This window comes from Microvirga sp. (assembly GCF_014699075.1).
GTDB lineage: Bacteria > Pseudomonadota > Alphaproteobacteria > Rhizobiales > Beijerinckiaceae > Microvirga.
Genome location: NZ_JACXAB010000050.1, coordinates 1 through 26,437, shown reverse-complemented (window position 1 = coordinate 26,437; position 26,437 = coordinate 1). Strand labels below are relative to the sequence as shown.

Here is a 26,437-nt window from a genome sequence, read left to right as displayed (position 1 = left end):
TCGTCCCCTCTCAAAGGACATAGCGGTCGAACCCTGTCACCCGGCGGCATAGGAATCCGGGTCCGCCGCAAGCTTGCGTTCAGGCCGAGGAAGCCGCTGTCATCCGCATCAAACGTGTCGAAGAAGCCTTCGTTGCCGCCGAAGAACCCGCCCCGGCCGGGGTGCCGCCGCTGTCCCAGGCCGCAAGCGGTGGAGTGGCGCGCAGGTTCGGGCGGCAGGCCCTTGCCGGTACGCTGCAAAACCCGAACTCGGGCGACCTGTTGTCTCGCGTCTCGCCGGGTGGCGAGGGTCAGTCCAGCACCGTACAAAGCGGACGCTCCTGCGGGAAACCCGGTGTTCAGGTTCGACTTCTCCATCTGACTGGTTCTGACCGAGACGTGGATCTTGCGGTCCGGCGCTTCGATGATTTTGCGCCTTCACGCGCTCTTAGCCGGGACATTGACGGTATTGACTCTGAACCAAGGAGATACGCGATGAGACTCGCAGCGCTTACGATATTCCTGGGCACGACGGCTTTGGTGCCGCTCCCAGCGTCGGCCCAGCCACAGGGTCAGCAGCCGGCCATGCAACAGCGCCAGGCTGCTCAGCCGCAGAACCAGCAGGGGCAGGGTCTGAGGGCCTCGCAGCTGCGCGAACAGACCCTCTACACGCAGAGCGGTCAGCAGATCGGGCGCGTCAACACCCTCGTGCAGGGCCGCGACAATCAAGCCTATGCGGTGGTGGCCTCCGCCAACGGCCAGGTGCTCGTGCCGGTCAATCGTCTTGCCTATCGCAACGACCGGTTCGTCCTCTCCGGCAATGTCGACCAACGCCAGCTTGAGGCTTACAACCAGCAAGTCGCAGCCCAGTACCGCGAGATCGATCCCGAGTATCGGGTAACCATCGTCGGCTATGAGGTTGACCCGGTGGTGGTGGTCCGCCGGCCTGCGGGCGACGGCACCAACGTGGTGGTGCGCCAGGCCGCGCCGACCGTGCGGGTGGATCCCGCCGACCCGCGTGTGATCGTGCACCAGCAGCAGCCGCAGGTGACGGTGAATCAGGCCCAGCCGGAGATCATCGTGCGCCAGCCCCAGCCGACGATACGGGTCGACATCCCGCAACCGGAGATCATCGTGCGTATGCCCCAGCCGGATGTGAACGTGGCAGTGGCGCAGCCTGACGTGCGCGTGCTGATGGAGCGCCCGGACGTATCGGTCGTGCAGCCGGGCCAGCCGCAGGTGCAGGTGGGCCAGGTTCAGCCGCAGGTTATGCTGCAGCGCTCGGCCGATTTGGAGCCCAACGTGCAGGTGCAGCAGGCAGAGGGACAGCCGACGGTACGCTATGAGCGCGCTCAGCCGCGCGTCATCGTCAACCAGGCCGAAGGCCAGCCGAATGTCCGGATCGAACGGCAAGGCCAGGCCAACGTGCGTGTCCAACAGCAGGATCGAACCGGCACCGGCCTGAGCGTGGCGACGTTCGACCGCGACCGCAACAACACGCTCGTGCGCGACGAGTTCAATCCGTTCGTGGACCGCGTTTACACGGGCTGGGATGCCAACCGCAACCAGCGCCTGGAGCGCAACGAGTTCTACGGCGGCCTGTACAACGTGTGGGACATCAACCTCGATGCCCGCTTGACCGAGGATGAGTACAACCAAGCCTGGGACACCTGGGGCACGGGCCTGAATGACATCGAGTACGGTGAGTTCGACCGCAACGATGACGGCTTCCTCGACCGCAACGAATTCGCCGGCGGCTGGGGCGATAACGGTCTGTACGAGCGCTGGGATGCCGACAGGACTGGCTGGCTGGCCGAGAACGAGTTCGGCAACGGTTTGTTCGGCCTCTGGGGCGAGCGCGATCAGATCGCCACGAATGAATTCCAGCCGTGGGTCGGCCGCAACTGGGGCATCGGCGGCACCCAGATGGCGGGAGCTGATGTGAACACATTTGAGCCGCGCTACGACCCCATCGACTCGGGTGCGGAGGTGACCACGGGAGCAGTGGATGCGACCGCCAATGTCCGCCCGTTCCGGGTCTCGGTCCTGGAAGACATGGACGTGTACAGCCTGCGCGGCCAGCAGATCGGCGAGGTCAAGCGCGTGGTGCGCCGCATCGGCGACAACCAGGGCTTCGTGATCCTCGAACATGGGGGATTCTTGGGCCTGGGCGAGAAGGAAGTGCCGCTGCCCATGAACCGTGTGTTCATGATGGGCAACAGGCTTGTGGCTGCTGGCATGACGGAGGCTGAGGTCAATGCCATGCGCGACTGGGACTTCAACGAGCGGGAGTACACCGAGGTCGGCGACAATGAGACTGTCGAGATCGGTCTGCGCGGGTAACCGCCAGACAGCCTGACAAAGACAATGGGGGCCTTGTGCCCCCATTGCTCGCTCAGGTCCGTGTCGTAGTGTGAGGGCCTTCCTGCCAACCCGCGCGGATACCTGCTGGCACATGGGACATTCGCATGACAACAGCACAAACCCGCGCCACGCCGGCGCACCCGTTCGTCGGGGCACCACGCAATGACCTTCCGAGCGCTCAGCCGCAGGACGCCTCAGGGCGGCTGCGCGCCCATCCGGAGCGGGCCGCAACACCCCTGGCCGGCGCCCTGGCAGGACGTATAATCGACGCGCCGGAGCTTGGCGGCCCGGATCCCGGACCGGACTTCTCAGTGCATGCCAGCCCGTGCCGCCTGGCCAACATCCTGCGGCAGCAAATCCTCGCGAAATGGACGGGACAGAAGGCAGCCTTTGGCCGGAATGTCGGCAGGATGCAGGTGCCGGATGTGCCCCGGGGTGATCACCAGACCGGCTTTTCCGGGCGGAGGCGGACCTCACGCGCCGCGCCGGGAGCTGCCCCCGAGGCGCGGTGCGCGCACCTGCTTCTGAATGGCAGAGCGGTGGAGGGCCCCCAAGGGAGGATCACTGTTCTGGGTGTGTGGGCGTGCCAAATATGCGGCCGTGCCAAGTGCAGGATGGGCCGGTCGAGCCGGGCAGGAGCCGTCTCCATTTCGACGCAACCCGATGCCAAGGTTGCCCTCCGGTCAGCCGGATGCCCAGTGTGCCGATGACAGGAACCTGCCGCCAACCAGCACCCCTTCAGCAGGCCCAGGCTCTTGAGCGCTGGGCGGAAGGCCGCGAGCGGGCCGTGGCCGCGCTCACCCGCAGGGCTGAGCGACTGGCCAGCCGTGGGCAGGTGGAGGCGGCGGCCCACCTGCGGTGCACCGCCAATCATCTACGCGACGCAGCGCGGCGCGAGCGCAACCGGGCAGCCGTCCTGAAAGCCGGATTCTTCTGAAGGATCCTCGGGCAGGCGGGGCCTATCCCATCGCCGGCGGTCGATCCATCGGTTGGTCAGTCGGGCGGCGCCGGCACGGTATCCCGACCAGCCGGGTCCGCCAGGGCCGTCAGGGCGCGGAGCCGTGGGGGAGGACCTGCACCAACTCGCGGCCGCGCCTGTCTGAAATAAGGACGACCGCGTCGAGAGTGTGGGTCAGTTCCAGGGCCTCCGTGCGAGCGGCATCCAGCCCGGGCAGAAGCTCCCCTTCGACATCCCGGACGAGATGGCCGCCGTCTCGAACGTGCAGAAAGAAGCCGGGCATGGATCATCATACCTTGGCCAGATGGGCAAGACCGTCAGGTGCACGCTCGCTGCCTCAGGCTGCTGGTACTGTGCCTGATCGGAAACGCGTGATCCGATGGCCGGCTCCATGGGCCCCGGCACCGGCTGCAGGTCCGAGCCCACCGCTGCCATGGCGCGCTGCGTATCCCTCCGTTGGGTCCCGCAGCCGGTCACCAGGGCTAATCGCCCAGCGGATCGCCCGTTTCGCCCACGTCCCCGGGCGGTCCGGACGGCACTCCCATGTCGAGGGCCGGCCCGGACGGGTTCGCGGGATCCTCTCCGCTCGTGATGATCCCGGGCGCGTCATGAGGGTTGTCGAGATCATCGTAACGCTTGCTGATGTTCCAGCGCTCGTCCTCGTACAGCCCCTCGTCCTTGGCAATCACATCCGCCTGCAGCGGGGTGACGGCCGCGGGAAGGGCCAGAGCGGCCGCGGTGGCTAAGGTGAGCAGTCTCTGAACCATGTTCGCTTCCATCATGAGTTCCTCACTGGCGGAAAGCCTGCCCTGTCGGAGCCAGCCGGCATGGCGACCCATCGTTCGGAGGGAGGTACGCACCCGCACCGACTTTGCGCATCGGCCACCACAAGGCGAGGTCACGCGCATTCCGGGCCGTGCCGAATGCCCGTCGGCGTCTTCCCCGGCTCTTTGGTTTGCTACACCGCGTTGCCAGAGCTGGCAGTCCTGGACACCGGGGGTTCCCCCACATTGAGCTTTTCGAACCGGTCCCTTGCGCGAGAAAACGTTTGCTGCCGTACCCGAAATGACTGAGGCCGCACCCCTCAGCCGAAACCGGCCCCGGCCTGGGGCATTGGCCCACAGCGACAATCACCAACCTACCGGGCGGGACAACCCCGGTGCGGCATATCCCGGAGGAATCCATGTTCGATTTTGCAGTGCTGGTCTGGTTGGCTCTCGCGGCCCCCTGCTCGCCGCAACCATCGCCACCGGGAGCGTACGACGCCGTGCCCGAAATCCCGTCATGGTGCGGGCAGAGGCCGGCACCGGACTGGGCAGGCTTCGCCGAGGGGACGAGTGAAGGATGGTGCCCGTTACTGAAGAGGAAAACGTCCATGGCTTTCAACCGGGATCCGGATGAGAGCGGAACGGCCGGCGGCGCCCGCACCAGGGCTCCTTATCACCGCCGCTGGGTGGCCTAGGCCTCGGCGGGCTGTTCATCTTCGTTGTTGGCCTGATCGCCCCGTTCTCAGACGGCTTCGGTGGATTTATTCCTCGGGCTCAGGAAGGGCTGTGCCAAGCCGCCCGCAGCACCAATGCCGGTGTGGAGCTGACTGATTTTGATCGCGGAGGGAAGCACTGGGACCGGTGCTTCAACAGGGATCTCGGCCTGGTTTGAAGGCAACACCGTCCGAACGGCGGCAACCAGATCTGCCGGCCTGTAAGGCTTGGAAATGAACAGCGCGCCTGATGGCAGCACCTTCGGTCCAGGTGCCATTCGGCCTGACGTCACCACGATCCCGATATGAGGCCATGCCTGCTTCACCACGCGGGCAAGGGTGAAGCCATCCAGGGAGCCGGGCATTTCCACATCGGTCACAAGGGCGCGAACGTCGGCTGTCGCCTCAAGCACGGTCAGAGCTTCATCGGCATTGACCACCTCAACGACTTTGAAGCCACCTTCTTCCCTGAGAACATCAGCAGCCATCATGCGAACGAGCGCCTCATCCTCAACAAGGAGGACAACCACCGGCTGTGGGCCGTCTTGATTGGTGTTCATGGTCGGCCCTTTTTCCTCGTCTGCACTCAGACAGGAGGGCTGAGGGCCTCAGGGCTGGGTGGAATTAAGCCAAAGCCGGCTGGTAGACCAGCCGGCGGCTGAAACCCTTCATATTCCTCGATCTCGCTAGAAGATATCGCATTAGTGCCGCGACCCAGGAAGAGTTCGATCGAGGCGGATCGGAAATCCTAGCACGCCATGCCAAAACTGATCCTTGAGCAGGCCAGTGACGTGTCGAGAACGTTCGCGATCACCGCCGTCCACAGGGCGATACAAGCAAGGATCGATCCGGCGAGAACGAGCCAAAGAAGGGACGGCCGCATGGATGCCTCCATCGGCAGGGGAGCGCCTCCGAAATGGGATAAGCCAAAGGATTTCGGCCCAGACACTTGGTACATCAGCGTAGATGGGCCGGTTTCGGCAGGCGGTCCTTAACCTTGATCGAGCTTGGCCGCTAAAAAACTTCTCGAAGATCATTCTATCAGGGGCACTCAAGGACAGCCCTGCTCGCAACGGAGCTCTGAGAGTTCCATATATGGGCTATCGGTAGCCCGCGTTCGGGTTGTTGCCGACTGAGAGATGCGATGTGCTCCCGCCCTTAAGGCAGAGGAGCACCCCATGCCCCGCTACTTCTTCCATGTCACAGATGGCTACTCGGCCCGCGATGACGAGGGCACGGAGCTGCCCGATATCTACACGGCTCAAAGCCAGGCCATTCGCACCAGCGGGGAGCTTCTGCGTGATATGGGCGGGGAGTTCTGGAACGGCACCGAATGGAAGCTGGAGGTGGCCGACGAGCACGCCCAGATTCTGCTCACGCTCCGCTTCTCGGCCGAGGAGCACCCCGCTTTGACCGATCCCTCACGCGACCCTGGCTCTGCTTAAAGGCTCTGTTCCGAGATCCCGTTCTGCTCAATGAGATGCAGGTAGTTGGGGTTGAAGCCGCTGAGCGCCTTCAGCTTTGCGGCGTCCAAGATGACAAGGTGCTTGCCCTTGAGCGTGATCAGCCCGTCACGGCGCAGGCGTTGGAGCACGCGGTTCACATGCACGGACGTCAAACCCACGGTATCGGCTAACTCGACCTGGGTGATGGCCAGCTCATACGTGTCACCGTTGGTTAGCCCGACCGTTTCCAGCCGCAGCAGCAGCTCGCATAGAAGGTGGGCGACCCGGTGCTCGGCCTTTCGGGCGCCGACGTTGACCAGCCATTCGCGCAGCGTGGCCTCGTCCACCAGTGCCGCCCACCAGAACGCCCGGGCGATGGCCGGTCGCTCCATCAGCGCCAGGATCTGGGCGCGTGGGATCTTCACCACTGTGCAAGGGGACAGGGTGGCAATCGTGTGATCCATGGTCTTGAGGATGAAAACATGCAGGTCGCAGAAGTCGCCAGGCACCAGGTAGGCCATGATCTGACGGGTGCCATTCGGGATCATCTTGTAGCGGCAGGCGAAGCCGTCCAGGATCAGGTTTACGTCGCTAGGTGCTTCACCTTCGCGGATCAGATCCACCCGAGGTCCGACGGCCCGGGCTGGGCGGATCACCTCGTCCAGGAGAAGCCTGTCCGCGTCCGGCAGAGGCCCGAAGGCCTCCAGCTTGCGGGTGAGCACGTTCATCATCGGAAAGTCTCCTGAACCTACCACACTTAAGGTAGTGGAAGTGCTCTGCCGGCCAAGAGGACTCGCTTGACTAGCCGCCGGAGCCAGTCACATTCAAGCTGCCGCTATCGACATGACGACGAACCCTTGGCGCTCAAGGTAGTTTGCGGTCAGGTGGGCATTCGGTCAGGCAGCGTATAGACCTCGGAACGTCGCGGGGCTCCTCACATCTGCTGCTACGTCCAACACGTTCGGAACGCTTTTACATATGCTGCCAGATGCCGCAGCGGAAGCACGCCGACGCGCGCTCCCACTACGGACGCAAACATCTCAGCGCACGGGATTCGTGCAGACCCTTTGGAACATCCTGGGGCCCTGACATCAGGGTCATCCACTACCGTATCGAATTCCAGTCCGCACGGGATCCTGGCTAGGAACGGGCCACTCGAGGCGCTGTTGTCTCGACACAGTCCACGGCGCTCGCTTCCGGCCTGTGCAGTGCCCTCGGGCACTGCTCCTCAGCCCAGGCAACGTGCGCCAGCCGCAAGCGACGGTGCAGGTCGACATATCCCGCAGCCCGAGATCATCATGCGCATGCCACAGCCCGATGTGAACGTCGCAATGGCGCAACCGGACGTGAGGGTGCTCATGGAGCGGCCAGACGTATCAGTCGTGCAGCCCGATCAGCCGCAGGTGCAGGTCAGGTGGGCCGAGCCGCGGGTTCTGGTGCAGCGTTCAGCCAACGCCGAGCCGGAGGTGCAAGCCCATCAGGCTGAGGGGCAGCCGACGGTGCGCTATGAGCAGGTCGAGGTGATCGTCAATCGAGCACAGGGCCAGCCGAACGTGCGTATCGAACGGCAAGACAATGGCCAACAAGTGGCATCACGACAGGTGAAGCAGCCTCCGCAGCAACCAGAAACAGTCCAATCTCCCCAGCAGCAGGCTTCGGTCCAGCAGAACAGTTCCAACCAGTCTGCCAGTACACCTCGGATCAGTGATCCGGCAGCACTCGGCGGAACTGTGGCGCCGCCATCAAGACCCGATGCCCAGCAGCAGCAGACCACCGCTGGATCAATCTATTCCGATGAGCAGCGCCGGACCATTCGTGAGCGTGTGAATGCGGGAGACGCGGATACCACCGGCGCGGTGGATGCGAACGCTCAGATGCGCCCAGTACCTGTCTCCAGCCTTGAGGACGTGAACGTTTACAACCCACGCGGCGAGGAACTGGGCGAGGTGGATCGGGTGATCGTCACGCCACAGGACCGCCGCTTCGTCGTGGTCGGCGCAGGCGGCTTCCTCGGCATCGGCCGCGATCGGGTCGCCTTTCCGCTAGAGCGGTTCTGGATGCGCGGTGACCAGCTCGTGATCCGGGGCGTCACACACGGTCGATAACTTTCGATGGGTGAGCCGTAACGAGCAGACTGAGCTGCGGGTCTGGCGATAGGCGTATAGCGAGTGCAACGCTGACCTCGGTGACCAGGGATCCACTCCCTGGCCACCGCCTTTGGACGACGCTGCTCACCACTTAGACGCAGATTGACAATTGCGATGTGCTTCCTGTTCGTCACCATGGAGGCAGCCTGCGGCGCTCCAAGCGGTCTTCGTTCAAGTCCCATGAGAGTTCAAGGAGACCGGCGCGCGAGCTGATGGCGTTGGCGGCCGATCGCACGTCGGACGAAGGGAGGGTTGCGCCTGCCGGGGGAGCAGGTGCCGTTCAAACTCGATCCTCATTGTGCGATAGCAACTGCAACTGAGGTGTTCGAGCCTCTCGCGGTCAACGATGCGAATGAGACGACGCCCCTGGGCGATCACGTTGTTTTTTGCAAGAATGTGAATGCCCTCGGTGATGCTGGCCCGACGGGCGCCGAGCATCTTCGCAATGGTAGCGTGGGTCACCGGCAGGTCAACACAATCGAGATGGTCGTGGACCATCAACAGCCACCGTGCGAGGCGCTGTGACAGGGAATGGGAGGCATTGCAGACACCCGACTGGCCCGCCTGCACCAAGACGCCGTTCACGTAACGCAGAAGCACCGGGCGCAGGGATGGTAGGTTGTCCATGGCACTGCGCAGATCTGTCACTCTCATTCTCAGGGCGCTACCCTCTGATTGGACTACGCGGCGATGCGGCGACGCCTCCATCCCCAAGACAGCAGAAATCCCCACCATTCCCTCACGGCCGATCAACCATACCCCGACACCGTGCTTCACTCCATCCGTGTTCGACAAAACGGAGACGAGCCCACTCTCCATGAAGTACACATGCTCTATCGGAACCCTGGCGTGGTGCAGGATGCGTTGTGGCTTGAGCGAAACCACCTCAAGCTCAGGGATGAGCTGCGCCAAGTCCTGCGGCGCAAGGGACCGCAGGAGCCTGTTGTGCGGAGTCACGATCGGCGCATGGGGCATCTACGGCCTGTCCCTGGCTGCTTAGGTTGGTAGGCTCCCGCACCCTACAGCCGAACCCTGCAACGGGCACGGGGATTTCCTATGTGGTAGTTTAACGAAGTGGGACAGTGTTACTGTGTAGGCAGAGCAAATAGCTGATCACCAGCGCTTACCCCAGCGCGTGTTGCCACTGCTGAATAGGCCAGACATTCAGCCATCAGCCGTGGCCTTACTGGACGCCAGTCGCATAACGGTGCTTCAGCCCGTGCAGGTGAGTACGGAATGCTACGACAACGAGAGTCGATTGGTGCTGGCCGATGGCTGCCGTGTCGCAGTTCATGTCCGGCTGGACGGCGAGGAACATGTTATGCTTCGCGGCCAGTGGCTGCTCGAAGAGGGCTTCGCCCCCTACGGTGAGGCGGCTCCAGTGATGTTCCTATCCTTGCAGGATGCGGAGCAATGGGTATACGCAAACGTCGGTTCAGAACAGCGCTTCTGACGAAAGGCCCGTCCGACCCAATCGCCAGCCCTCGATGTATTCGGTATCAAAACCGGTCGTCCTAGCGAGTTCGGCGCGATCCAAGATTTCGAGAGTCTGCTGCTCGAACCGGATCAGCTCCAGGCCTCGCATCTTTTGCAATATGCGGTTGACGTAAGGGGTGGTCAGGCCCGTACACTCGGCAATGTCCTCCTGCGTGAGCGGAAGCCGCACACTCTCATCGTGGGCAAGTCCGCGCGCGCGCAGGCGCCGGTCTAATTCCAGCAGGAGATGACCCACCCGGGGTAGGGCTGATCTCCGACCGAGATTCACCTCCCACTCGTGCAGGATAGCGCCCTCCCGCAAGGTCATCAGGAACAGGGCGGAGGCCAAGCGCGGGAACCGGCGGTGAATATCCTCAAAGTCCTCAATGTTCAGAGGTGCGACGGTGCAGCGCGTGAGTGTAGCCATGGAATGCAGGGCCGTTCTGTATGCAAGGCACTCAATGCCGAGAATATCACCGGGCAGTCGGAAGTTCAGGATCTGGCGGGCGCCGTTGCGCAGGAGCCTGAATTCGGCAAGCCACCCGGTCTTGAGAATGAATAGCTGCTCACAAGGCTTGCCCTGATCGATCAGCTTGCGCCGGGGCTCTATTTCCTCGGCGCGCTCGGTGAGGCGCTTTAAGTGATCAAGCTCCTCCGCCGACAATGAGAACAGGCGTTCAAACGTCGAAATCCAAGCGCAAGGTTGAGTGGCTTTCACGTTGGGCCTGCCGCTGCTTCCACAGCGGCTACTCTACGATCTGTCGAGCGCCGGAGCAACTGCTTCGGAGGATCGTCGGTGAGCCAACCGCGCTGTCAACAAGGACGTCTGCACCCTCGTCCATCAGGCAGGTCTTGCACATCTATACAGACAAGCGTCGGTCAGAGAGGTGCGAGCAGAAATCCCTGCGGTCGCCACTCCCAAAGGCACTTGGTACGGTGGCGACCCAATCTCGGAATAGCTTCGGAACGGGTGTTCCCCGTCGGCATTCGCCCTTTGGCAGCTCATACTGCAGATGGGCTGACACCAACCTACTGCAACCACCAACCCCATGAGAGGAGGCGCGTATGCGCACACTAATCGTGCCTGCCGTTGCTTTGGCAATGTCAGTATCGTCGGCAGCCCTTGCGCAGGGCCAGCCAAGTGGCAGCCAACCATCCCAGCCGATGTCGACCCGAGGCTACAAGGAAGTTGAGGATGCCCTGAAGCAGGCGGGCATCCAAGATGTCCGCACACTTAATGCCGCCTACCTCGTGAGTGCGGTTACCAAGGGGGGAGAACAGGTCACCTTCGTGGTGGATCCGCCCATCGCCGGCGGGGCATCCTCATCAAGCGGGAGCAGTCAGCAAAGCGCTTCCTCAGGCCAGCAGGGCAGTGCTCCCCCGAACGCGTCGTCCGACCAGAAGATGACGTTGCAAGGTCAGCAGCAGGTTCGCGACAGCCTGACGAAAGCGGGCTTTACCAAGGTTCAGATTCTCGACGCCGCCTACCTGGCCAGCGGGAAGACCCAGAACGGGGACGCAATCACCATGATGATCGACCCGAGTGCCAAGACCGGGGCAACTGGTTCAACCGGATCTGGCGGTCAGGCGAGCACGGGGAAGAGCGGATCGACCTCGAAGCAGTGAGTTGGGCACATGGCACTGGCTGGATTCCCAGCCAGTGCCACTCACGTCCGGTCAGCGGACAAATCCGGCACAAGGAGCCGACGCAGTGCCAAAGCCCGACCCATCCTGCAAGGCGGCAGCTCCGGCTCCAGACCCGTAGCAGAGCTTGGGAGGCGATGAGCTTCGGCGCGATGAGGACTACGTGCGGCGCCTTCTGATCACCTTGGCGGTGATCAGCCTTGCCTATTTCGTTTGGCTTGTCTCGGATGCTCTCCTGCTCGTGTTCGCTGCAGTTCTGCTGGATGGGTTAGCCAATCTGATCCCAGAGTACACGCCTGTACCGCAGCGCTGGTCCCTTACTGCGGCCACCCTTGTCACCGCGCTCTTCCTTGCCACCTTTCTTGCCTTGTTCGGAACCCACCTTGGGGGCCAGATCTCGCAGTTGTCCGAAACCCTGCCACAAGCTATCGATGCCGTCGGGAGCCGGCTTGGCGTCAGCAATGCCAGTGAGACGCTTCGGGAGGCTATTGCCGCGGGCTCCGGCCCCGGGATACTCTCCCGCGCTGTCGGCCTGGGGTACACCCTGCTTGGCACGCTCGCCGATCTGGCCCTCGTCGTGGTCGCAGCCATCTATCTGGCGTCGGATCCAAGACTGTATAGGCGCGGCACCGTCAAGCTGCTGCCTCCGGGCCAGCACCAGCGCATCTTCGACGCAATGAACGTGACCGGCAATGCCCTGCGCCTGTGGTTTGGCGGTCAACTCGTCACCATGACGCTAATCGGTGTGGTGTCAGCACTGGCTTACTGGTGGATCGGGCTACCCTCGCCACTCGCGTTCGGCCTGATCGCCGGTGCGACCAACTTCGTCCCATTCCTCGGCCCCATCCTGGGCGACATTCCAGCATTGGTCTTTGCCACGACGATGGATCTGGCAACGGCGCTCTGGACCGTTGCCGCGGTCTTGGCCATTCAGCAACTCGAGGGGAACCTCATCACGCCGCTCATCCAGCAGCGGGCGGTGTCCATGCCTCCGGCGCTGGTGCTCTTTGCCATCGTTGTTTTCGGGGTCGCTTTCGGCTGGCACGGTGTTGTCCTTGCCGTTCCGCTTGCAGTCGCCATCACTGTGTTGGTGAAGAAACTATGGATCCGGCAAACCTTGGGAGAGCACACCACTGCGCCAGGTGAGGGCGCCGCCAAGCAATGATCCGTGTTACGTTGGCTTCGCGTCCGGGAAAGCTGCCGACAGTCACTGCAATGTGCGGGATCCCCTTGGGGCCAAAGCCTTCATCCAGGGTGCGCAGCACAACGAGCACATGGAGAATCGTGCCAAGGAAAAGGCCGAGCATCAGTTGGATCTGGCGGTCGACCATGAAGGTCGGGCTTAAACGCCGACCAAGCTGGTTTGCTGCAACGGTCAATATCACAAACGTGACGGAAACGACCAGCGAGTTCATCGTCATGAGCCCAGACAGAAGACTGGAATGAAGGTTGCGGGCACTGCTCACATCGCCGCTGTAGAGCCACCAGAGCTACCCTCCGTTCCACCCACCCGGGAGAGAGGCTCCTGAGGTAAGAAGCCACCACGCCGGCCCTAGAGCAGAAGCTCTCATAAGCAGAGGGATGATCCAGAGCTGCCCTTGTAAAATGACCGTTATGTTCCGAACGCGATCCATAGACTATCAACCGCCCCCCTGAGAATGGGACCCGCCCGTTCGCGCATCGAACCTGTCCAAGAGGCACTATCAGGCCGAATTGCTTATCGTAGGTCCAACTGAGTGCCCGCAGTGCCATCCTTCCGGATCCATCGACCTGACTCGAAGGGTTTCGCGCGCCTACACTCATGACAGGTACTGGTTGACAACCTTCTGACAACAGCCTGGGCGGAAGGAGGCTAACCACAGCAAGCTCAGTAGGTGTGACAAGGGCTATATCAGAGCAACGTCCCTATGTGTCCTGCACGCGGGCTCGATTCATGACAACATCTCCCTCAATGGCGGATTTCGGCAGGGAATGCTGTCGGAGATACAAGCAATAGAAGGATCATCGCGGCAATCGCAGCGGCAAGCATTATCCAAACACGGCTGCTCATAACAGCTCCCTCCACGGCGCCGAAGCGCCTTACAAGCGCAAGGTGGCCTCGCCCGAACCGATATTGTCGACGGCGGGCATACATGCGGAACGCAGCGTCAGTAGACGCTGTTCAAACGGCAATCATCACCCGGTACATAAGCGTACCGGAAGCATCGGCGCTCTCCGGTTCCTCTGCCCTCCCAACCACACTCGGGATACCAGCTCCTTGAACTGGTACCCACAGGATGCTGCTGGCGTAGCCGATCAAGAACCAACTGATAAAGCGACCATGCGCCTTGGAAACAATTTTGGTGAGAAGGTATGAACCAAACTTGACTGACTGGCTTCAAAGTCCTGGGGATCAGCCTCACGTTTGGGTGGCCAGAACCCGAAGTTTGTTGAGAGTAGTTTGCATCGATCAGCCGACGCGCAGTAGCAAACCGGTTATCCGAGCCGGTACTGGAGCAGTGCACCATCTTCCTCCGAGTAGAGGAATTTGCGGGCACCGATACCCGACTTTGAATCCTGACACTCAGACGCGCACAATGTCGGCTGAACCCTGCAAGCAATGGGGGCCTAATCGGCCCCCAAAGCGGTACTCTCTGACCGGTCTCAACCACGGAGGCCGATCTCGACGGTTTCGTTGTCGCCGAATTCCCGGAAATTCCGGCCATTGAAATCCCAATCCGGAATTGCATCAACTTCCGCCTCGGTCAAGCCAGCGGCGACGAGGCGATCTCCCATCATGAACACTCGGTTGAGGGGGATCGGAACTTCCTTCTCACCAAGACCAAGGAACCCGCCGTGCTCTAGAACAACATACCCCTGTTTATCTGCAGTTCGCTCGACGAGGCGCTTCACTTCGCCGATCTTTTGGCCACGGATACTGTAGACGTCTCTATCCTCCATATCTGTGATCCTGAACGTGCGGGCGGTGGCACCGACCGCCCCTGTGTCGACCGGGTCGCGCCGCGGCTCCAGTGTGTTCAAGTCAGCGGTCGCTACTGGGCGGACACCCCAGTTGTAGCCAAGCCAAGGACCAAATTCGTTCTCAGCTATCTGACCGTCGCCGCCCCAGAGGCCGAACAGGCCATTCCCCAACTCGTTCTCCGCGAGCCAGCCTCCTCTGTCCGCATCCCAGCGCTCATACAGGCCCTTATCACCCCAACCCGCAGCAAACTCTTCTTGGTCGAGGAAGCCGTCACGATCACGGTCGAAGCGCCCGAGATCGGCTTGGCCAATACCCTCTCCCCAGGTATTCCAGGCCTGGTTGAATTCAGCCCCAGCGAGACGCCCGTCCCGGTTCATGTCCCATACACTGTACAAACCGCCGTAGAACTCATTTCGCTCTACGCGCTGGTTCCGGTTCTCATCCCATCCACTATAGACCCGGTTGGCGAAGGTGTTGAACTCGTTGCGTGCCAAAGTTCGGTTCTGATCTCGATCAAAGGCAGCGAAGCTCCAGTTTGCGCTCGGCCGCTCATTCACAACGATACCGGCTTGATCATGCGCACGATCGGCAGCCGCGTAGTATGATCCCATGTTGGCCCGATAATTGGGATCCGCCTCGCGGTAACCAGCTATTCCGTCACGATATACAGCCAGGCCGCGGAACTCCGCTTCGGTCATCCCTGGGATGATGATCCGATCATCGCGGAGCGTCATGCGAGACAAGGGCAAGATGCGTGCCTCGCCGCCAAGGCCCAGGAACTCACCGAACCGGATAACGCCAAATACCTGCTCACCCTCACCCAGGATTACACGCTCGACCTCCCCGAGATCCTCGCCGCGGGCGTTATAAACATCCTTGCCTTTGATCTGAGAGACTGCCACAGGACGGACTTGATTGCGTCCGGCAGCTTGCTGCCGCTGCGATGGCTGCTGCGTAGATGCAGCCTGAGCCTCCGAGCCCTCACCCATGCGCTCGACGCGCACGTTTGGCTGACCCTGAGCTTGGTTGACGATCACCCGAGGTTGAACTCGCTCGTAACGCACAGTCGGTTGACCTTCAGCCTGCTGCACCTGCACATCAGCCTGAGAATTGACGTTGCGCTGCACCAGGACCTGGGGCTGGGCTCTTTCAACCTGCACCTGTGGCTGCTCCGGCCTCACGAAAGATACGTCTGGCCGTTCCATCAGCACGTTCACGTCCGGTTGGGCCATTGCAACGTTGACGTCTGGCTGAGGCATGCGGACGATGATCTCCGGCTGGGGAATATCGACACGCACTGTCGGCTGAGGCTGACGTACGATGATCTCGGGTTGGGCTTGGTTGACGGTTACCTGCGGCTGCGCTTGGCGCACCACCACCCGAGGATCAGCTGGATCCACGCGCACCGTTGGAGCTGCCTGCTGAACGACGATATCGGCTCCATCGGCAGAACGGCCCGCGTTTGCCGAGTCTACATCAAGGGCGACAACTGCAATTCGGAAGGTCGGATCAAGGTCGCGGTACTGTGTTGCTACTTGCTGCTTGAAGGCTTGGAACTGCCGGGGGTCATCGGTCCCTGATACGACGAGGCGGCTATTTCGATGAGCGAGCCGACTTGTGGGCACGAGCACCTGCCCGTTGCTGCCAGCGACTACAGCAAACGTCTGCTTGTCTTGGCCCTGCACCATCCTGGTGATACGTCCGATCTCCTGACCAGACTGTCCGTAGAGGGTCTGATTTCGCATCTGAGATACGACAAAGTCCAGGTTCTGTTGCGCTCCTGGCCTTTGCTGGTTTTGGGCGGCCTGCGGCCGGGTCTGTGTATTGGCGCCAGCCTGCGAGGCTGGGTTGCTCGACTGCGCTATGGCAGCCACTGGAATTAGGGCCGTGGTGCCCGCGAGGGCTACAAAGGTTGTCAGCTTCATCGCATTTCTCCTTAGCTACTGGTCCGGAAGTCGAATTCCGATACGCATGCTCAGGAGCAATGATCTGACGAAGCCGCGTGTTTCTCCGGCGCACCTGGAGTTTGTACGCAGGCGGACGGTCTTTCTGCCCTGCTATCCTTGGGTCTCAAATCCATGATTTGTCAAACCAGCTCGCTGGCCCGTCCGGCTATGGCTGACCTCGTGGTTAGGCTGCGGCAGCCCGACTCGTTGGATGTTTACACTCGGTGCGGATCCGTACAGTTACCAGAACGGAGCACCGCCCAATCAGTTTGCCCTGTTGATGGCGCTCCTGATATTGCGGAGCTTAGTTCATTTGGAGGTCGGTATGTTTCGTCAATTGCTTGTCGCGTCCATGCTCGCGAGCTCTCTCGTGCCCCTCACTCCATCTTCGAGCTGGGCAGACGTAATCCTTGAGGATAAGGGACTATACAAGAAGGACAGCTGGAACATTAGCAAGCGGTATGATGATCTCGATAATCCCCACGATGCTCCGGGCATCATCACGAAGGGAAGGGACCCTGCCAATCCGTCCGGACCTGCAGTTGACTTCGGGGAGCCTCTTGGTGACAGCGATTCGAAACCTAACAGAGATGATTAGCCCCACTTGAGTCAGGTACGGCAGAAAAGGGCAAGCGATAACGTGGAAGCAGCCGGATTAAAACCGGTGAGAAGAAAGGGTCGGCTAGTAGTAGCCGGCACCAAGGCTGGACCTGCTAGTACTGGGAGCCAGCCTTACTCGTTGTCTGCGGGCACCCAACGCATAGTTTCTTACAAGGCAGCATTGCCGGTCCACAGTGTGGTAGGTGACCGCCGGCCCAAAACTGAACCCGGTATGACCGATATCTTACCAGCCAATCCGGCATATCCAGCGCCTGTAGAAAAGTAGCACTGAGGCAACATACAATCTCCCTTATCTTTTGTCGCAAGCACAGCAGTCACATCCCACTGGCTGCGTCACGCTTCGTATGTCTGCCCAAGGGCGCGCCCGCGGCAACAGGTGCCAGCCTCCAAATCTTTCAAGCGAGTCCACTCGGGGCGGCTCACCGGTAATAGGACATTGTCACACTGGATCCGAAACCATGTCCGCGAAACTCGGACCGTGACCGTACCAACACCCAAAGGCGCTCTGCTCAGTCCTGTGGTTCTCCTCGCGCCAAGCACGTAAACTTTGACTAAGCTTGAAACATCAAGGAGGACCAGTATGCCGGCTCACAGTGAGATCAACCTGCATGAACTCAATAGAGAGCTACAGGAGACCCTCGGAGCGCTTGGCGAGATCGATCGCTGGTATGACGCTGAACGCAGTCTCCTCATGGATCTTCCTGAGGCTGTCCGAGCCGGACTAACCAACGACATCGAAAGGCGCCATAAGCAAAATCGCGAGCCATACGTCCATCACCTCGCCCAGGTCTATCACAAAATCCTGTCTGCCAAGTTGTTTAACAATACTGGGCGCTTCATCCCGAGGTAGTCTGTTCAAGCGCCATGAAGACGGCACTGGGTGTCCGTCCGCCCGACCGAATTTCAGCAGCGACCAAGGATGTCGTTGTTGCAGCTATAGTCGATCCGACTCCGGCAGTGATTTCACCTCCCGGCGCCGACACACTAACAGCGCGGGTACACCTGAGTCGTTCCGCGCCGGACGAGATGCAGAAGCATCGCTGTAGAAAGCGTTCTCAAACAGTTCAGACAATATTACGGAGAGCACAATGAAGATCTTTTGCCGCAGACTGGTTGTGACAAGCCTCGTAGCCGCTGCCCTCCTTGCAGGTGCTGCCTCACATGCCCAGCCGCACCCTACCTCTGCAAAGTTTGAGGAGAGATCCCGGCTCCAAGTTGGACACGTCGACTACTCACAGTCGCTAAAGAGCCTTCTAGAGGCCACCCAGCAGTTACGTGACGCCATTCAACAGCTGGCCCAGCAGGATCCCGGCCCGAAACGCACTGCCGCGATTGACGCGGCACATGACGCGCTTCTCCAAACAAACCGAGCCATGCTCCGACTCCTGCCTGAAGCAAGGATTGCGGACGTACAGGTACGTGAAGCAAAGGAGTGGCCAAAGGATATGGCGCGGTTGGACGCTGCCGCCCGATCCTTGCGAGAGGCGATCGAGACGGCATCGAAGCGCCTGAGCGGAAAAGATCGCGCCGATGCAATCACCTCAATCCGAGAAGCACTTTTAGAAACACAGCAGGCGACGTTTGCAATTTCCGGAAGCCAAGACGAGACAGTGAAAGCCCAGGTTTAGGCGAAACGAGAGGCTCCTCGGTCCAAAGTGAGGCGCAGAGCATCCGGCTTTTGCGCGTCCGTGATCGAGCCAATATCAACTGCACTTCCAACTTAGTGGCTCCACCGCGTCCGATACTGTTACCAATGTCGCGCCGACGCTGACGCGGCAGCTCACACGATGTTCATCTGGATCACTCAGCCTTGTCGCAGACCAGAGCTGTACAGTCGCGCCCTCAGCTATTACGTTCTGCCGCAACATCTTGACTTCGGGCCTGACGTCCGTTGCTGATGCTTGCTACACCCGCTGTGCCCATCTCAATCTTGGACGAAGACCATTCTTGGCTTCGAATGGAGGACTTGACGAACCACTGTCACTCCTGTGCAGCGGAAGCCTGTCAGGATAAACCGGGTCCTGGGTCAGGATCTTCCTGACAATGCAGCTGTTTTCACTGACTTCAAGTTTCCAACCGGAAATTGGAATGTAGTGAGGTGAACTCCGTAGCGTGGACTGTTAGTGCGACGGCGGTTCGTGCGAGAGCAGAGATGCGACCCTCTGGGTTAAGCGGACTTAGCTGGTAAACGTCGTCGGAGGCTCGCGATAGATCGACGACTACTGGAGGGTCCGGTATGCCAATGAGACGAGCCGCTTCCGAACCAGCGGTCAAACTCGCTGCTAGGTTCGTGGCGATCTCCACGGCTCACCTGCTACTTTCCGAACGCCCTTGCCGCCATGTGGACTTTAGACTTGGCTCAGCACCGGGAGGTGAGAATGAGCAGAGGCGACCAGGACTTCGTTCTTGTTGTGGATGACAACATCATCTTTCGCAACTCGCTCGCCGAATGGCTTCGAGATCTAGGATACGAGGTCATTGCGGCAGAGACAGGCGAAATTGCCTTTGTAGAGCTACGTGGCTGGCCGAGGCGCATTGGCTGGCTTTACAGCCGGGCCAGACTACCGGGGTTGATCTGCGGCTGGATCCTTGCCGACGAGTATCACGATATCCACCCGCACCGGGCGGCCGTTCTAACGTCAACTGAGGCTAAGACATCTTCACAGGGTCATATCATCTTGCAAGATCCGAGTCTGGCAGCGGTGTTGGAAGCCCTCCTGCAGCAAATCGATCAGAGCCATACGGCGCAGGCTGTAAAGCGACATGTTCCTGAATATTGTCGCGAGGCAGCATAGGGCCAAATGGGCGTGGCACTCGCCTTTGAGCCGTATGGCGATACCGCCGCTCACATACAATCGTTAGTAGCGTAGCGGCAGGGAGCACCGCAGATGCATATCGCATTTAAGCCGACGACTCCGCGAGCGAACAGATTGAAACCGCAATTCTCTTGGAAGCCTCAGCCTCGGCCCGGGGCGACCGCGCGGCGATACCTCGCTCAGAGACCCTCAATGGCAAACGCTGGCTTGATCGCCGGTCTGGTCTACCTCATCCTTGTGTTGGTGCTTTTTAGCGTACTGCCGACGAGTTCAAGTAGAGGCACGACTTCGGTGCTTACATCTCCTCATCTGCCGACAAAACAAGGCGCGGGCCCTATTGCAGCTTGGAGAAAGCTCTGCGAGTTACATCCGACTGAATGTCAAGTTAACCCGATGGAGTCGGAAACCATACAATTAACGCCGAGGATTTGGTTGTTGCTGGCTTCTGTCAATCAATGGGTGAACGCGACTATAAAACCTCGCGCTGACGTAGACCGTTGGGGCATGGAGGACCACTGGGATTTTCCAAGGGATGGCTACGGCGACTGCGAGGATTATCAACTTTTGAAACGAAAGCTGCTTGTGAGAGCCGGTCTCCCTGCTCGAGCCCTGCGCATGACGGTCGTATTAGATGAGGCGGCCACGGGACACGCTGTTATGCTTGTAAGAACCGACCGCGGCGACTTCATCCTCGACAATAAAAGGAGTGATATCCTTCCTTGGCATGAGACCGGCTATATCTATATCAAGCGTGAAAGTGACGAGGGTGTAGATTGGGTTTGGCTTGGCGCGGCGGCTTCACTTCACAAGGTGGCAAGCTCCCGCTAGTGAGATTTGATCGAGGATCTGACCAGTGAGCGTGTCATGAACAAGGTACGGTAGCAGACATGCTTGCGGAATCCTCGGCGAAACCTGCAAAGGGGCCGCTGCTTTACCGAGAGGCCTCTCGTACGACGATCGTCTTGCTAGGAGGTCTGGACACCAATCTCGGATAGGGGCAGCAAATGTGTAGGATCGCTTTCGGCCTCTTAGCCTGCATCGCTGCCGCGGCATGCTCACCAACAACAACTGGCACCGTAGCAGGCGTAACCACCGGTGCCATTGTCGGCGACCCCGTAGGCGCCCTAGTCGGTGGAGGCATCGGAGCCGCAGCGGGAGCGATCACCACTCAGCCGCTTCAGGCTCAGCCGGGTTATTGCTACGTCTATGATCAAAGAAACCGCAGGCTGATGGATGTTTACGGAAATCCCCAGTTGCGCCGGTGTTGAGGATAACTCGCTACAGGAGGCCTGTCGCTAAGGACAGGCTTTCTTTGGCGGCGCGCTATTCAGTCAATCCACCTAGATTGGGAGTTTCCTCACTCGTCGGCGAGTTGCAGGTGGCATCGCCGTGATGGCGTCCTACCCCACTCCCGATAAGCATCAATGGCAGTAGAGATAGAACCCAACCTAATGAAGGTCAGAGCATAAGACCTCCTGCCCGAATGCATGCGATCGGTTCCGACATCGCTCTTGGACAATGGCTGTGAAACCTTACGGCGGAAGATCATCGGATCATAGGACGCAAAGCAATGATACCAAGATAAATCGCGCCTTGCAGTGCATAACCGGCGTGGCTCAGCATGCCAGTTCCGCTCAGGACGTCAGATTTCACCTACCACAGTGCCTCATCTACTGGAATGGCTGATATTCAGATCTTTGTCTTTTTGGTGGTGCCGTTCTTGACGGTCCTGAGCTGCAGCCTTGCTTGGTGTTCTTGACCATTGAGAGGCAGAAGCCAAAGCAGCCGGCAGCTTCGCCCGAACCCATAATCAGGCCAGGCGCATACAGTCGCAAGCCGCGGAAGAGCTATACGTCAGCGTAATCGGCCGACGTAGATAATGATTGGCCGCTCTACGTTCTAAGAGCTCTGAATCCGCTCAGTTTGGGCATGTCGAACGCGCTTCTGACGGAGCACGTTCATCCACCACGATTGACGACAATCAAAGATCTGACACTGGGGTCCGCCATCCTTCTATTGCCAGACCGTGTCCATGTTGAAGATATTCGTCACGGGTCGGACAGCCGTCTCAGCCCATAGTCGTGGTTTGTGCTCGGAGCGGAACTCAGCTATGCGGCGGTCTGATTCGTCTCACTGGTAAGCGCGTTAATCGCCGTGCGTCACCTGCTGGCGTGCCTCTATGGAGGCAGCTGGCGAACCTTGCTCGGTGCTAGTCAAGAGCATCTGCGGTTAGCAGCTTTCTCTTTCAGAGCTGTGCCCGAGGTTTAATGTAGGTAGGGCAGGGCGAAGACTCGCCACACTACGAGAAGGACCCCGAGCAGGCCGTGAAACGCCAGATCAGAGGCGTCCATCAGGATGTGCTCGCCGAGGACCTCGCTCGTCAGCTCGCGGATCGCTCTGACCAGGTCACCCCAACCTTTGTGTCAGCCATACCGCGCCCGGGCTTGGACTAGCAACGGGAAGCGGCCCGCGGGCGGCTTAGTCACTGCTGATTGCCAGAGCTATGGCGATTTGAGCCTCCGCTATTCGGGTCGGGGAAGGGACGTGGTTCCAAGATGAAACCGGTGCGCCCATCGACTCGGAGGTTCACCTGCTGACCATGCCAGTCGGCGGTGCCAGTATATGTGTAGCCAGCCCAATTTAGATTGGAGATGTCAGTGAAGCCGCGCGACTGGAGCCCCGACCGGACCTAGCTTGGGTCCAGGAGCGGAGCAGAGACCTGAACCTCATCGGAGCCGCTCCCGAAAGTGCGGCTCGAGCCAAACTGCTGGCCCTGATTGGACCCGTAGCTTTGGTCTGAGGCGGAGGGCTGATTCTGCTGCCGCGTCGGGTCGCTGGTCCCCAGCACTGCAGCCAAGGGAGGGTCGATTACCATGAGAAAGACTCTCCCATGTGAGGTGCGGGCTTGAACCAGGTGAGCGGTGTCCAGAATACGAATGTTCTGGAAGCCAGCCTGCCGCAACTCCTGGCGCAAGAGCCTGCGTTGGTCAAAGCGGCTCTGCCTAACGGTCTGAGCTTGGTGATCCTGGTTCTCTGCCGCAGTGGGGGATAGCGGGCCGGCCGGCCAAGTCCGATTGTACTGGCTCGGGTTGTCCGGCTCGTTGTCCACAGCAGGAGAAAGAGGACCAGGAATCCAAATCCGATTGATGCTCGGCTGGTTCAAAGCCTGACCGCCGTCGTTTTGGATCTGGGGATAGCCTGGTTGGGCGAGCACAATAGTCGCCCCCGGCCGCCAAGAGAGGGGCAACAAGCACTGCAGCTGACGTCCGCATGTTTACCTCCTGTGATAGCTGCTCCACGTTGTTTATAATTGCCGTGGACGACCATCAGGTTCGACCGGAGCGTCGCTTATGTACAGCGATGTACATATAACGCAGCTTCAGGCTGGTTTAGCGGAGAACGGTTCTTGCATCACGGGCCAAGCAGCTCCCTGCGCAGTAGCGGGCGCGGATGGAAGCCGGCTCGAGAGATTGTCCGGTTATCCCCATTGTCCGCTCGATGCTCATCAGAGCGGCTCATTAACGGCTCCCATGTATCGACGGTCCGCATGCGGGGCACCGAATCTCAGGCAATTCCGCCGAAGCTGATCCGATACACTAGCCTGCTCTGCAGATGTGTCAGTCCCGCGAGGGTCCGCACAGGTTCACCAGCTATCCCGCCGCCCTTACGCGTGCAGACATCCTCTCCGACGGTGCTAGCTCCTAATGGAAGGAGTCAGCCGGGCTGAGCATGCTCCCGCCCAATCGTTAGCGATGAGCGAAACGGTCTGCTTCCGTACCAGGATCATTCGAACTGGCTGATGCTGGCCAGAACTGCAGGAGGTGCAGAGCATTACCCTGCCAGTTCATAGCTACTGATCGAATGCTTGCTGGAGCTCCATCGGTCTGTAGGCACATTGAATGTCAGGAGGGTCTGATGATTGATCTCCCGGTACTGATATGGATCGGGCTTGGATCTGCAGCAGCCTTGATCTTGGCCGGAAACCTCGCCATGAGCCGATATGGCTGGCTGGCACGGTTGAAAGCACCCGTCCGGGTCTACGGCTCACATTCTCGCAAGACGGGGGAGCCGGTCTCGTCCCGGGGTCGGGAACATCGAAGCCGATGAATTGCTGCAACGGGCAGCACCTCAGGCACGAACAATACAGGCGCACCATAGGAGATGTCGATGGTGTTTCAACGTGGCTCACACGCACCCTATGTCCCAGCTGGTCGGGATTGTCGAGGGCTCGGAAGTGTTTGCTACCATTGCGGCCGTATTCACGTGGACCTGCCTGCCGACGAGCTTGTCACGACGGGTGCTGGCCTCCGGTTGGTGATGCGCCACAGCAAGTGCGGTGGGAGTGGTCCCGCCGGCTAAATCCCCACACACCGCCGCCGCTACCCGGTCGCGGCGGAACGACTGTTGATCATCTTCTGCAAGGGAGACTTTGATGGAACACAAGGATATCGATCAGATCCGCAGTCTGGCAGACGTCCAGCCGCTCCCGCCACATCCATTGACGCGGCGGGAGCGCTTGGAGCGCTGGGCGGAGCAGCTCGAGCGGGATCCTGACCGCCGCCTGAACACGTTGGGTGAGATCGAGTACGCGCCCGAATCCGAACGTCCCCTCATGCGGGCGGACAACTCCCCTCTGACAGCCGCCTTTGAGGATCCAGTCCTTCGAGCAGCAGGTCTCAAGAGCGACAGGCTGGGCGATGCGCTGGCCTTCTTCGAGATCTCGGAAGATGGCGCTCACCACATCATGTGCTCCTGTCTCTATGGTCGGACGATGTCAGCTAGTGCAGCTGCTGCCCGGATCAGGAGTCTCAACGAGGTGCACTGGCTTGTTCCGGCAGTGGTTCTCGCAGGAATGTTTAGCGTCCCCGCTCTGTGCCTTCATCTCCTCGGATGAGCGCTCAGAGTGGCACGGTAATTCATGCCATGGCGAGTTTTCAATGTGATCGTGAAAGGACTTGGCTATGGCTGCCTGGGATCCACACCCAACTGCGCGACAGTATCCGATCCGAATTGCTCAGAGCCGATATGGCCGCAGTTGCAGAAACCGTTGTTTCTCCTAGCCACAGGAACCGTGCCATGGACCAGATGATGACACGAATGCTTATCGCCCTTATAGCACTTGTCTCAATCGCTCCAGCCGCCGCCCAGCAGACCCAGACTGCCGCTAAGCAAGGTCCTTCAGTAGTCCATATCAATCTGCACGAATGGGGCCTCGGGTTGGACGGGCGCGCAACCGTTCCCGGCAATGAGGCTGTGTTCGAGATCCGCAATACCGGTTCCGTCGTGCATTCCTTCGAGATCGAAGGCAAGATCGACGGCAAGGAAGTTGAGGTCGTTTCCGGTCGCCTACAGCCGGGCCAGACCACCAGTTTCACCCTGCGCCTGCCAGCTGGCGAGTACACGGCATACTGTCCGGTAGGCAATCATCGCGAACGGGGCATGCTCGCCGCCATTGTGTTCCGCGGCTATTCGTGATCTCGGACGAGCCCCGGGCGAGTGTCTGGTGCCCAGGGACAGGTGACGTCATGACGAGGACTGCTGTAGCGGATTCCGCGGCCGTCATCCTGTCTGTACTTGCCCTTGTCCGATCGACGCTATGGATTGAGCGTGTGATGTCCGTCGGAGCCAACTGGGTCAACTAAGCAGGAGAGAATGATGAGCAACACCGGCCATCTGTTTCGGTGTCGGACTGCGGATCTTTACGGGCTCACGCAGGACCGGACAGGTGCCAATCTCTCGAAGGATGAATGCCGAGGTAGGTGGCAGCTTGTCAAGACTGTTGAGTTTGAGGGAGGGCTTCCACCTTGGGGCATTGATGCTGCTTGGCAGGAGCGTGACGCTGCAGTGCGCGCTGGGCTTGCGGAAAATGGTTTCTTCATCAGCGAAGGTGGTGCTTTACCTGCCGCCTTTAGATAAGCCAACATCTCTTTCGGAGATCCACCCGAGTGGCGGTGCGGCAGTCGTTCGAAATACGGACTTGTGAGCCGTTGCCGCGTTTCGCCTTGATAGAGAAATGTACACAATCATGAGGACCCGGCAAAGACGCAGACGCTTGGTCGTGAGGGGCAGAGGCCGTACCGTATGGTCAGAAACGCCCGAGACCGCGGGCCATAGGGAAGGACACCTTATTGTAGCTTCATGAGGATCATCCCGCGCATGCCAACCACCCGCTCCTTAGACGAAGGGCTGAGTTGGGCCGCCCAGCTTCCTCATTGAACTGCAACGGAAGACGATCCCATCAATGGGTAGTGAAACTAGCCTAGCCTGCTGTCCGGAGTACAGGTTCGATGCATCTTTTATCCCGCTTGATGTTCGGTATTGCCGGTTTGGTGCTGATGCTGCTCGCTCTAGAGCATCGGACAGGAAATTAGACTCCTGGGGTTTTGAGCTGGCGCGATCTGTGATTCACTTGGTCCGACGGGAGGTGGATCATGGGTCACTGCTATTCTCTCGATCTTCGGGTGCGGGTGGCTGACTTTGTCGAGGCGGGCCACACCTGCCGGGCGGCTGCCGAGCACTTTGACGTCAGCGAGAGCTTCGCCATCAAGCTGGTGCGGCGAACGCGAGACACCGGCTCGCCGGCACCAGCCCGCCAAGGCC

Annotated in this window: 26 protein-coding genes; 16 read left to right on the top strand and 10 right to left on the bottom strand. The window is 60.2% G+C overall.

Going from position 1 to position 26,437, the window contains the following annotated elements; genetic code table 11:
- On the bottom strand, positions 1–356 hold a 356-nt coding region (locus IC232_RS32145; protein ID WP_210335524.1), incomplete at its 3' end, for a hypothetical protein.
- A gap of 117 nt (positions 357–473) precedes the next feature.
- Here IC232_RS32145 and IC232_RS27280 point away from each other — a divergent pair.
- The 3 genes from IC232_RS27280 to IC232_RS27270 all read left to right on the top strand — a co-directional run bounded on the left by IC232_RS27280 (position 474) and on the right by IC232_RS27270 (position 3,279).
- Positions 474–2,321 carry a PRC-barrel domain-containing protein gene (locus tag IC232_RS27280; protein WP_190848102.1) on the top strand — a complete coding sequence of 616 codons (1,848 nt, stop codon included), beginning with the start codon at positions 474–476 and terminating at the stop codon, positions 2,319–2,321.
- Positions 2,322–2,446: 125 nt separating this feature from the next.
- Positions 2,447–3,052 (top strand): hypothetical protein, encoded by a 606-nt coding sequence (locus tag IC232_RS27275; protein WP_190848101.1) that lies wholly within the window; start codon positions 2,447–2,449, stop codon positions 3,050–3,052.
- On the top strand, positions 3,049–3,279 hold the full coding sequence (locus IC232_RS27270; protein WP_190848100.1) for a hypothetical protein: 231 nt from the start codon (positions 3,049–3,051) through the stop codon (positions 3,277–3,279). Before IC232_RS27275 ends, IC232_RS27270 begins: the two co-directional genes overlap by 4 nt.
- Before the next feature lie 109 nt (positions 3,280–3,388).
- On the opposite strand, the gene IC232_RS27265 is transcribed toward IC232_RS27270, so the two are convergent.
- Both IC232_RS27265 and IC232_RS27260 read right to left on the bottom strand, forming a co-directional pair.
- The gene (locus tag IC232_RS27265) at positions 3,389–3,583 is read right to left on the bottom strand and encodes a DUF6894 family protein (RefSeq protein WP_190848099.1); all 195 of its coding nucleotides are present in this window, start codon (positions 3,581–3,583) and stop codon (positions 3,389–3,391) included.
- 199 nt (positions 3,584–3,782) lie between these two features.
- Positions 3,783–4,067, bottom strand: coding sequence for a hypothetical protein (locus tag IC232_RS27260; RefSeq protein ID WP_190848098.1), 285 nt, complete (start codon positions 4,065–4,067; stop codon positions 3,783–3,785).
- Between the two features lie 416 nt (positions 4,068–4,483).
- Between IC232_RS27260 and IC232_RS27255 the strand changes: the two genes are divergently transcribed.
- Positions 4,484–4,762 (top strand): hypothetical protein, encoded by a 279-nt coding sequence (locus IC232_RS27255; RefSeq protein WP_190848097.1) that lies wholly within the window; start codon positions 4,484–4,486, stop codon positions 4,760–4,762.
- 47 nt (positions 4,763–4,809) lie between these two features.
- Here IC232_RS27255 and IC232_RS27250 read toward each other — a convergent pair whose 3' ends face one another.
- Positions 4,810–5,340: a response regulator gene (locus IC232_RS27250; protein ID WP_190848096.1), complete on the bottom strand. Its 531-nt coding sequence runs from the start codon at positions 5,338–5,340 to the stop codon at positions 4,810–4,812.
- Between the two features lie 618 nt (positions 5,341–5,958).
- Here IC232_RS27250 and IC232_RS27245 point away from each other — a divergent pair.
- Entirely contained in the window at positions 5,959–6,225 is a 267-nt protein-coding gene (locus IC232_RS27245) for a DUF6894 family protein (protein ID WP_190848095.1), read from the top strand.
- Here IC232_RS27245 and IC232_RS27240 read toward each other — a convergent pair.
- The gene (locus tag IC232_RS27240; RefSeq protein WP_190848094.1) at positions 6,222–6,956 is read right to left on the bottom strand and encodes a Crp/Fnr family transcriptional regulator; all 735 of its coding nucleotides are present in this window, start codon (positions 6,954–6,956) and stop codon (positions 6,222–6,224) included. The genes IC232_RS27245 and IC232_RS27240 overlap by 4 nt on opposite strands.
- Before the next feature lie 567 nt (positions 6,957–7,523).
- Between IC232_RS27240 and IC232_RS27235 the strand changes: the two genes are divergently transcribed.
- Positions 7,524–8,330 (top strand): PRC-barrel domain-containing protein, encoded by an 807-nt coding sequence (locus tag IC232_RS27235; RefSeq protein WP_190848093.1) that lies wholly within the window; start codon positions 7,524–7,526, stop codon positions 8,328–8,330.
- Positions 8,331–8,543: 213 nt separating this feature from the next.
- Here the strand turns inward: IC232_RS27235 and IC232_RS27230 are convergent, their stop codons facing one another.
- The 3 genes from IC232_RS27230 to IC232_RS27225 all read right to left on the bottom strand — a co-directional run bounded on the left by IC232_RS27230 (position 8,544) and on the right by IC232_RS27225 (position 10,566).
- The gene (locus tag IC232_RS27230; RefSeq protein ID WP_190848092.1) at positions 8,544–9,284 is read right to left on the bottom strand and encodes a Crp/Fnr family transcriptional regulator; all 741 of its coding nucleotides are present in this window, start codon (positions 9,282–9,284) and stop codon (positions 8,544–8,546) included.
- A gap of 271 nt (positions 9,285–9,555) precedes the next feature.
- Positions 9,556–9,690, bottom strand: a complete 135-nt coding sequence (locus IC232_RS32985; protein WP_281413438.1) for a hypothetical protein — start codon at positions 9,688–9,690, stop codon at positions 9,556–9,558.
- Between the two features lie 117 nt (positions 9,691–9,807).
- Complete coding sequence (locus IC232_RS27225; protein ID WP_190848091.1) at positions 9,808–10,566, bottom strand: Crp/Fnr family transcriptional regulator; 759 nt, start codon at positions 10,564–10,566, stop codon at positions 9,808–9,810.
- A 347-nt stretch (positions 10,567–10,913) separates the two neighbouring features.
- Here IC232_RS27225 and IC232_RS27220 point away from each other — a divergent pair, with 347 nt between their 5' ends.
- Together IC232_RS27220 and IC232_RS27215 are read left to right on the top strand one after the other, a co-directional pair.
- A complete protein-coding gene (locus tag IC232_RS27220; RefSeq protein WP_190848090.1) occupies positions 10,914–11,474 on the top strand; it encodes a hypothetical protein in 561 nt (186 codons plus the stop codon).
- Between the two features lie 181 nt (positions 11,475–11,655).
- Complete coding sequence (locus tag IC232_RS27215; RefSeq protein ID WP_190848089.1) at positions 11,656–12,657, top strand: AI-2E family transporter; 1,002 nt, start codon at positions 11,656–11,658, stop codon at positions 12,655–12,657.
- Here IC232_RS27215 and IC232_RS33435 read toward each other — a convergent pair.
- Both IC232_RS33435 and IC232_RS27205 read right to left on the bottom strand, forming a co-directional pair.
- Positions 12,572–12,958, bottom strand: a complete 387-nt coding sequence (locus IC232_RS33435) for a DUF2254 family protein (RefSeq protein ID WP_190848088.1) — start codon at positions 12,956–12,958, stop codon at positions 12,572–12,574. The genes IC232_RS27215 and IC232_RS33435 overlap by 86 nt on opposite strands.
- A 1,177-nt stretch (positions 12,959–14,135) precedes the next feature.
- A complete protein-coding gene (locus IC232_RS27205; RefSeq protein WP_190848087.1) occupies positions 14,136–16,379 on the bottom strand; it encodes a PRC-barrel domain-containing protein in 2,244 nt (747 codons plus the stop codon).
- A 1,222-nt stretch (positions 16,380–17,601) separates the two neighbouring features.
- On the opposite strand from IC232_RS27205, the gene IC232_RS27200 reads away from it, so the two are divergent.
- The 8 genes from IC232_RS27200 to IC232_RS27170 form a co-directional block, all read left to right on the top strand.
- The gene (locus tag IC232_RS27200) at positions 17,602–17,871 is read left to right on the top strand and encodes a hypothetical protein (protein WP_190848086.1); all 270 of its coding nucleotides are present in this window, start codon (positions 17,602–17,604) and stop codon (positions 17,869–17,871) included.
- 238 nt (positions 17,872–18,109) lie between these two features.
- Positions 18,110–18,649, top strand: coding sequence for a hypothetical protein (locus IC232_RS27195; RefSeq protein ID WP_190848085.1), 540 nt, complete (start codon positions 18,110–18,112; stop codon positions 18,647–18,649).
- Positions 18,650–19,399: 750 nt separating this feature from the next.
- A complete protein-coding gene (locus tag IC232_RS27190) occupies positions 19,400–19,816 on the top strand; it encodes a hypothetical protein (protein WP_190848084.1) in 417 nt (138 codons plus the stop codon).
- Positions 19,817–20,029: 213 nt separating this feature from the next.
- On the top strand, positions 20,030–20,665 hold the full coding sequence (locus tag IC232_RS27185) for a transglutaminase-like cysteine peptidase (RefSeq protein ID WP_190848083.1): 636 nt from the start codon (positions 20,030–20,032) through the stop codon (positions 20,663–20,665).
- Between the two features lie 176 nt (positions 20,666–20,841).
- Positions 20,842–21,105: a glycine zipper domain-containing protein gene (locus tag IC232_RS33430; RefSeq protein ID WP_409564976.1), complete on the top strand. Its 264-nt coding sequence runs from the start codon at positions 20,842–20,844 to the stop codon at positions 21,103–21,105.
- 3,164 nt (positions 21,106–24,269) lie between these two features.
- The gene (locus IC232_RS27180; RefSeq protein WP_190848082.1) at positions 24,270–24,731 is read left to right on the top strand and encodes a hypothetical protein; all 462 of its coding nucleotides are present in this window, start codon (positions 24,270–24,272) and stop codon (positions 24,729–24,731) included.
- Between the two features lie 182 nt (positions 24,732–24,913).
- Positions 24,914–25,312, top strand: coding sequence for a cupredoxin domain-containing protein (locus IC232_RS27175; protein ID WP_190848081.1), 399 nt, complete (start codon positions 24,914–24,916; stop codon positions 25,310–25,312).
- A 956-nt stretch (positions 25,313–26,268) separates the two neighbouring features.
- The coding region (locus IC232_RS27170; RefSeq protein ID WP_190848080.1) for a helix-turn-helix domain-containing protein at positions 26,269–26,437 on the top strand (169 nt) is incomplete at its 3' end.